Annotated in this window: 7 protein-coding genes; 4 read left to right on the forward strand and 3 right to left on the reverse strand. The window is 59.7% G+C overall.

Annotation, left to right across the window (positions count from 1 at the left end; translation table 11 throughout):
• Positions 1 to 55: 55 nt before the first annotated feature.
• Both WBP07_RS23045 and WBP07_RS23050 read left to right on the forward strand, forming a co-directional pair.
• On the forward strand, positions 56 to 571 hold the full coding sequence (locus tag WBP07_RS23045; protein WP_395396178.1) for a nuclear transport factor 2 family protein: 516 nt from the start codon (positions 56 to 58) through the stop codon (positions 569 to 571).
• A complete protein-coding gene (locus WBP07_RS23050) occupies positions 568 to 987 on the forward strand; it encodes a hypothetical protein (RefSeq protein ID WP_395396179.1) in 420 nt (139 codons plus the stop codon). The genes WBP07_RS23045 and WBP07_RS23050 overlap by 4 nt, the downstream gene beginning before the upstream one ends.
• A 242-nt stretch (positions 988 to 1,229) precedes the next feature.
• Here the strand turns inward: WBP07_RS23050 and WBP07_RS23055 are convergent, their stop codons facing one another.
• Genes WBP07_RS23055 through WBP07_RS23065 form a run of 3 tightly spaced genes read right to left on the reverse strand, consistent with a single transcriptional unit; the run spans position 1,230 to position 5,641 of the window.
• The gene (locus WBP07_RS23055; protein ID WP_395396180.1) at positions 1,230 to 2,393 is read right to left on the reverse strand and encodes a tyrosine-protein phosphatase; all 1,164 of its coding nucleotides are present in this window, start codon (positions 2,391 to 2,393) and stop codon (positions 1,230 to 1,232) included.
• 51 nt (positions 2,394 to 2,444) lie between these two features.
• Positions 2,445 to 3,467: a metallophosphoesterase family protein gene (locus WBP07_RS23060; RefSeq protein ID WP_395396181.1), complete on the reverse strand. Its 1,023-nt coding sequence runs from the start codon at positions 3,465 to 3,467 to the stop codon at positions 2,445 to 2,447.
• 14 nt (positions 3,468 to 3,481) lie between these two features.
• Positions 3,482 to 5,641 carry a TonB-dependent receptor gene (locus tag WBP07_RS23065; protein WP_395396182.1) on the reverse strand — a complete coding sequence of 720 codons (2,160 nt, stop codon included), beginning with the start codon at positions 5,639 to 5,641 and terminating at the stop codon, positions 3,482 to 3,484.
• Between the two features lie 230 nt (positions 5,642 to 5,871).
• Here WBP07_RS23065 and WBP07_RS23070 point away from each other — a divergent pair, with 230 nt between their 5' ends.
• Positions 5,872 to 6,438 carry a TetR/AcrR family transcriptional regulator gene (locus WBP07_RS23070; protein ID WP_395396183.1) on the forward strand — a complete coding sequence of 189 codons (567 nt, stop codon included), beginning with the start codon at positions 5,872 to 5,874 and terminating at the stop codon, positions 6,436 to 6,438.
• Positions 6,439 to 6,630: 192 nt separating this feature from the next.
• Entirely contained in the window at positions 6,631 to 6,927 is a 297-nt protein-coding gene (locus WBP07_RS23075; protein WP_395396184.1) for a hypothetical protein, read from the forward strand.
• Positions 6,928 to 7,584 lie beyond the last annotated feature (657 nt).

Genomic DNA, 7,584 nt, shown 5'->3' on the forward strand with positions numbered 1-7,584 from the left:
GCGGAGCGTATGTCCGAGCCGGCTTCACACCATGATCCTTATTTTGGAGTTGAACATGCCCGATCAGGACCGGCTGCTGCATGAGGTAGCCGACAAGCTCGCGATCCAGGACCTGGTGGTGAAGTATGCCAAGGGGCGGGACACCACCGATCCCGGGATCTACAAGGCGATCTTCGCCGAAGACGCCACGATCTGCGCTGCTGGCGGACGGATCCTCTCCGCCGATCTGGATGCCATTCTTGCCAAAGTCGCCACCGATCAGATCCGGTTCAACCCCGGAAGAAAGGCTGACGAAGTCAGCTACGCGCTCATGCGCCACATCGTTACCAATGTGGATATTACGCTGTCCGGCGAGACGGCCCTTAGCGATTACTACATTACCACTCTGGCCAACAACGAGGCGGAGAAACGCCCCGAAGTGATTGCGGTGGCCCGCAACGAGGACGTCTACGCAAAGCGTGACGGGCGTTGGTGGATCATTCGCAGCACGCTCAACTTCGGATGGGAACATGATGCCATGGGCCGTGTCCTTCAGGTTGGCCCACATACCCCGGCGGAGTATCGTCGATGAACCGGCGCGTCGGCACGATCTTGGTGTGGTCCTTCGCGGCCACGTTCTGTGTCACCGCCGCCCATGCTGCGCCGCCCGTCGTTAAAGTAGCACTACCTGCGCAAGTGGCCGCAATCATCGGCAACACGCTACATTACCGAACTGTCGACGGTGCGCTCGAGATGTATCTCTTTAGCACTGCCGATGGCCGCTACAGCGCGATGATCGTACCAAAAGAAATTCCTCCATTTTATGCGGAGGGCTCTTGGCAAGTCGAGGATGGAAAGATCTGCCGAACCCAGAGCGCACCCTCCGTTACAGCTGGTCCGCCACGCATTTGCGAACCCTATGTTGCCTACCCTACCTTGGGGGCAACGGGAGAAATGCTCGACGGCAAAATGCGGATCGACCTCATCGCAGGGCGAGCTATGCAATGAGCGCGGGCGGATAATCGGCTCGGGTTCAGGCTGAAAGCCAACCTCTCTAATCCGGCCGGGGAATAACGGGATGTCCCACGCCAAGTCGTTCGGGTTCATCCGTCACTGAGTGAACCAAGGGCAGCCAGCCCGGATCCGAAGTGACGTGGTCTACGTCAACTATGTCGGCGGAGCAGGGCAGGGCGCTACCGGCAGGTCGCGCCCTCACATAAGCCGTTTGCCAGTAGGGGCGATCCGAGTGCCTACTTAGTTAGGTAGCGCTCTCTAAGCATCTGCAAATCGGATGCGGTTAGACCCAGCCCATCCCGGAGATACGCGTCGAACGATCCATATTTTATATCGACTTCTGCGAAAGCACTTTCAAGGTATTCGGGGCGAACGGTCAGCGCCGCCTCCAGATATTCCGGTTTGACCGGCGTTCGCGATCGTGCGAGCGCCGCGAGGATCGCCTCGTTCTTGACGTGCAGGTAGACGTTGCTGAGCAGATAGTCTTCTATCACCGTCTGGCGAGGCACGCCCAGTAGAGTGAGGATGACCGCGGTCGCCCAGCCAGTGCGATCCTTTCCGGCAGTGCAGTGGTAGAGAAACGGCACTTGCGATGGATCGGCAAGATCGCGCAGCATCGTCCCATATGCACTGCGCGCGCTGGGAAGCAACACGAATTCGCGGTTCGCCGCCATCAGCATCTGCACTCCCTGGCCGGCGGCGATGGCCGCTTCGGCCTTGCGCATGTCGCCCCCCAGCGCATTGGTGCTGTCGGCGGCGACGTCCAGCACCACTTGTTTTGCACCGATTGGAATACGGTCTGGACTGCTGGCCCGCTCCGTGACGGTGCGCAAGTCCGCCACGGTTGCGATATGCAGGCCGGCCATTTCAGCAAGATCGGTATCGCTGATCCGGTCGAGTTGGTCCGATCGGTAGATCAGGCCCATCCTGACCCAGCGGCCGTCCGTGGTGCGATAGCCGCCGATATCCCTGAGGTTGTGGGCACTCGGCAAATGCAACGCGCGGTCAGACACGACCAACGGCGCGCCTTGGGATGGCGCAAGGGTGAAGTACCAATGGCGACCAGGTGGAAGGCCCCTGATCGCGATGGACGCGCTGGCAGCGCCCATCGCCACCGGCTCGCCGGTAACCTTGGGTTCCGGTCCCTCACCGACAAAGACCTGCACGGTGCCCGGGACATCGCTCGCCCACTGGACCCGATAACTGGCGCCGTCGGGCTCCAGGACCGCTGATGCGGCGGTGAAGGGAATTGCCACGCGTGGCTTCGCTACCGGCTTTTCGGCCGTCGTGTGCACCTGGGACGCGTTCGCTGCGGCCGACGTGAACGCCAGGATACAGAGCGCCGTCGCCAGCGCTGTCTTGGTAGACGCGGCAAAGCCTTTTAATTGGCAGTCATTCATGGTCAGTCCTTCCTCGTCGCATCCTGCATGGCGCTGCCTTTCCCGAGTTCCTCAGTGTGTCCGCTCGCGTTGATCGGGGCCTTCCTTCGGGAAGAAGCCGTCGACGCGAATGTTGCTGATGGTTGGCGGACCCGCTGCGACCGAGACCCACATGACATGATCCGCGACGGCCGGATCGTCGGCCTTGCCGCCGGGCATGCCCCCGGTCACGCCAAGCTGGATGTAATCGTGCCCGCCATGCTGCTCATAGCTGTACTTATGATAGTGGCCGGCGAGCATGGTGTAGTTGCGCCCCGTCAGAAGCGTTTCGATCTTACGGAAAGCCGGGGAATCGACTTTCCACGCCGGACGGTGCATCAGCACGAAAGTCCAGCGGACCCTTGGATTTCGCAGCAGAGCCTCGCGCACCATCCCGATCTGTGCGTCGCTGATCGCCACGTTTTCGGACCCGCGCACTTTGGCGGCCAAAGCGCCCAGCTTCGGCTCGCGCGCGAACAGTTCCTCAGCCCTGGCAGGGTCGCCTTGGAGTGCCTGGAGGACCTTCGCGATGTCATGTGGATCTTCTCGTGCAAACAGTTTCACGCGGTCGATCGCGGGCTGCGGGGGATCTTCGGTATTGAGAACCAGGAACAGTGCATTCTTGTAGGTGAAGCTGTAATAGTCGGCGCCCAGTCGCTTGCGCCAGACCTCCCGTTGAACCTCATTGCTGAGATCGTGATTGCCGGGAACGTAGAAGAACGGCATGCCCAGCTTGCCGGTCGCGGTGGCCACCTCGGTCCATTGTGCGTCGAGCTGGCCGCGATCGTCGGTTTTCCCTTCGATCAAGTCGCCGATGTTGATCACGAAGTCGGGACGGAGCTGATCGATCCGGGCCAGCGCGTCTTCGAAAACCTCCGGCCGATGTCCTGCGGTCCGGTCACCGATGACAGCGAAGCGGAATTCCTCCTTTCCGCCCGCAAAAGGTTTCACCGTGCGCGGAAGCGGGGGGACGCCGTCGCGCGGTTCGGCGCCGATCTGAGCCGCACCAGCAAGTGGCAGAACTGCCGCGACGAGCAGGGCAAGCGATCGTTTCATGGTCAGCGCCATTCCTAGAACTCCACGCCCAGATCGACGCCATAGGTCCGTGGTTCGCCGAATATCGCGCCCGGCCGTCCGATGTTGAACTGCATCAGATAGTATTGTTTGTCGGCCAGATTGCGGCCCCAGGCACTGATGCGAGTCCCCTTCAATCCGGGGATCTGGGCAAGCGTCAGGCGGGCGTTGAGCAGGCCGTAATCGCCGACGATATAGCTGCCGTTGTTGATAGTCGAGTTGGTGTATTTCTTGCTCTGCGCGGTATAGTTTACATTCGCACTGAACTCCCCGATCGGCGTTGGCGGCAGATCGTACGTGAGATCGAGCGCAAGCGTATGCTTCGGTGCATTTGTGAAGCGATAAGTCGAAGCGATGTTCTTACCGGTCGCATCGATGATTTCGTCGTACTTTGAGTGCAGATAGGCGTAGTTGGCAGTGAAACGCAGCTCCCGCACTGGCGCGAGCGTGATGTCCATTTCCATGCCCGTGACGGTGGCGCTGCCGGCGTTGAGGACGTCGGTGATTCGGATATTGTTCGGGTCGGACTGGACGTTGATCTGGATGTCATCATATTTGGAAACAAAGCCGGCGATGTTGAAGCGCAGGCGGTTGTCCAGCCACTGGCTCTTCAGCCCCGCCTCGTAGGACCATAGCGTTTCCGGTGCGAACCCCTGGTTGAAGCGGTCGATCGAACTGGCGCGGATGTTGAAGCCGCCGCTCTTGTACCCCTTCACCACCTTTGCATAGAGATTGACGTCCGGCGTGGCGTCGAAAGCAAGAATGAAACTGGGGCTGAGATCGTTGAACTTGCGGTTACCGTCGCCCAGGCCGGGAACGTCTACGATGGGGCCATCGTTGACCTGCGTTTGGCGCTGCAGCGTCGCTTCCCGTTGGTCCCAGCTCTGCCGCAGGCCGACGGTGACGTGCAGGCGTCGATCGAGCCACTCGGGCGTCAGCGTCGCCTGGCCGAACAATGCGTAGGACCGATTGCGGATCGTGGCATAAGTGAAGCTGCGCGTCCGCGTGGGCGGGCTGTAACTGTTGCTGAAATTGCTGCCGCCTTCGGTGAAGAAATAGAACCCGCCGACGTATTTGAGCATGCCGCCCATGGCGTCGCCGACAATTTGCAGTTCTTCGCTCCACTGGTCCTGCAGCGCGTGGCTGCTGTTCTTCTGAAGCGGCTGGGGGCCGGTAGCGCCGGTCAGGTAATCCTGGTTCTGGAAGTTGTCGAGCTTGCGATATCCGGTGATCGACCGCAGCGTGAAGGCTTCCGACACGGTCCATTCGCCGATCAATCCGTGCCCCTGCGAAACGATGTCGTTAGGGACCACATCACGTACCAGCGAGCTGCCGGCACCCGGGCGCGGGGTCTGGTTCGGATAGAGCGTGGATAGCGCGACATAGGCAGGCGTATCGTGAATGATCGAGCGGTCGTAGCTGTAGCGCACGCTGAAGTCGCCCACGGGCTGCCACAGTACATCTGCGCGCATCGCCTGGCGGTCCTCGTCGCCCCATCGCTTCACGATGGTGCCCGGATTGTCGACGAACCCGTCCTGCTGTTGGTTCGCGTACGAAAGCCGCACCGCGATCGTATCGCCCAGCGGGACGTTAATGGCACCCTTGAACTGGCGCGTATCGAAATTGCCGAGCGTTGCCTGGCCTTTGAATCCGAAGGTGGAGAGTTCGGGCTTGCGAGTAATGAAGTTGATGGCGCCACCGGTGGCGTTGCGACCGTAAAGCGTACCCTGAGGACCGCGAAGCACCTCGATCCGCTCAAGGTCTGAGACTTCCATCGCCAGCCCCTGGCTGCGTGCTACGTAGATGCCATCCATATAAACGGCAACGCCGCCGTCCTGCGTGATCTGGTCATCGCTCAACCCGACGCCGCGCATGAAAATCTGCGTCGACGCCGCATTGTTGGGAAATGGCGTGAGCTGCAATGCGGGAACGGTAGCCCGCAGGTCGGTCAGCCCACTGATCCCCCTGTTTTCCAGATCGCGCTCGTTGAACGCGGCGATCGAGATCGGGGTGTTCTGGAGCGACTCTGCGCGCTTCTGCGCGGTTACGACGATCTCTTCGATACCATTGGCTTGATCGCTCTGCGCGAAGGCAGGAACCGTAAGCAGGCAGAACAGGGATACGCCAAGGGCGTAGCCGGCAAGACTATTGTGCAAAATATCCTCCCAATTTGAACGCAAATCAACATTCCGTTTTCGGACTCGCTGTTGTTTGCGTAATTTATCTACCTACGTGACGGTAGAATTTCAACCCACCTAATTCCATTGCGCCTGACGCGGGTTGATGGGAAGGAAACGGGGAAGGGTTGGATACGGGAGCTGCGGGGGAGCAGATGAGACGGACAGTGCCAAGGCAACCGCGAGGAGATGCCACCCGCCAGGCGATTGTGGACGCGGCGGAGAAAGTCTTCGCCGATCTGGGCTATGCCGCCGCGCGGCTTGAGGATGTGGCGCAATTGGTAGGAATCCGGCGACCGTCAATCGTCTACTACTTTCCTGGCAAGCAGCAGCTCTACGATCATATCGAGGCGGACATCTTTTCTGCGATGCATGGTTTCGTTGAGGAGCGCACGAGCGGCGTGACCGCACCTCTTCCACGTTTGCTTGCGTTGCTCGATGCCTGGCTGGATTTTTTGGTTTCGCGGCCGACGGCGGCGAGGATCATTCAGCGCCTGATTGCGGATTCAGCTCAAGGCAGCGATAATCCGATCCGTTTCTCGGAGACCGCGCTTCGAGATATCGAGGCGGTGATCAGCGCCGGCATCGCGTCCGGTGCATTCAGGCCGATTTCGGCAATGAACATTCTCAACGGCGTGGCGAGCGGCGCCTTGTTTTACGTCTGCAGCGCTAATCTGCTCGGGCACGCGCGACAATACGATCCCTCCGCTCCTTCAGAACTGGAGGCTTTTCGCGGTTTAATGCACCGCACTGCAGAAGCTGCTGTCTTAGGTTGAGCGGCGTTCGCGAGGCGCGGCAGCTGCCGCCCCACCTTGTCGCCGTTCGGGCCTGGCTTCTGAGCGCCTGCTATCGCCAGGAGCGGTCGGTCGTTCAGTCGAATTGCCGCTTTCGCGATTTTCACCCCGGAAGCGGCAAGTCCGGATCCGCCGGCATAGCGGACCGTCCGCTTTCGAATTATAGTCACAGGCATGACCGATGCCGAGCTAATCAACAAACTGAAGCACCTCGAAGAGACCAGCGATCATGCGGAGCGGCACTCGCTTGCATTGGAACTCGCAGATAATTCAGACCGTCGGATTTTTGATGTTCTCGTGAGACTTATCCAGAGGCCGAATCTAGAAAATAGATGCGGCACGCTGATCTACTGCCTTGAAGCTCACGACTGCTCGTCTATCACGGCGTTGCTCGAAGACATTGCCGAGACGGGCAACTTCGAAGCCGGAATGCAGGCCGAAAGCATCCTCGATAATCAGGGCCTGCGTTGAACGCAGCGCGCGCCGTAGAGGTCCTCGATCTGACCCGTCCATAGTGGCCATTGGTTCAAGTTGTGACCAGAACAACGAACGGCCGGTGTCGGGGAGCGGTAACGACCATCTGAAGGACGGCGATGTCGGAGAGAGGAGACGTTAGAATTTTGCTTTGCCCATCTCTATCGCCAGTTTGTGGCATGCGACTCGATCCTTCCCGCATTTTGACTGCACTGTTTGGCCAAACGTTCGGCAGGTTATCGTTGGAAACGCGGGATGGGACGGCGCAGTGACCCACCACAGCGTTCGCTTGGATTCGTTCCAATAGGTGGAAATGCCACTCCCGTGCTCGGGCCAATGACGAATATCCGGCGAGGAACGCAGCATGTGCAGGACTTGATCCGCAGTTTGGTGATTCAACTGGCAAGCCAATTGGGGAGGCGCAACGCTGGCCGCGGCTCCGATTAATAACAAGTTCGATGATACTGGTACGATCATGCCCAGAAATTGCCATTCAAACTGAATGTCCGCAACGTTAGCGGATCCGGAAGAGCCGGTTCCAGATTAAAATCGTGCAAAGCCGCCTATGTCCGGTTCCGGTGGGAAACCCCGCCATACTGGGCCGGATTGGGTAAGGCAGTTTTGTCCCACGGCCTTCCGGCAGTTCCCGCCCGA

Source organism: Novosphingobium oxfordense, assembly GCF_044029435.1.
Classification (GTDB): Bacteria; Pseudomonadota; Alphaproteobacteria; order Sphingomonadales; family Sphingomonadaceae; genus Novosphingobium.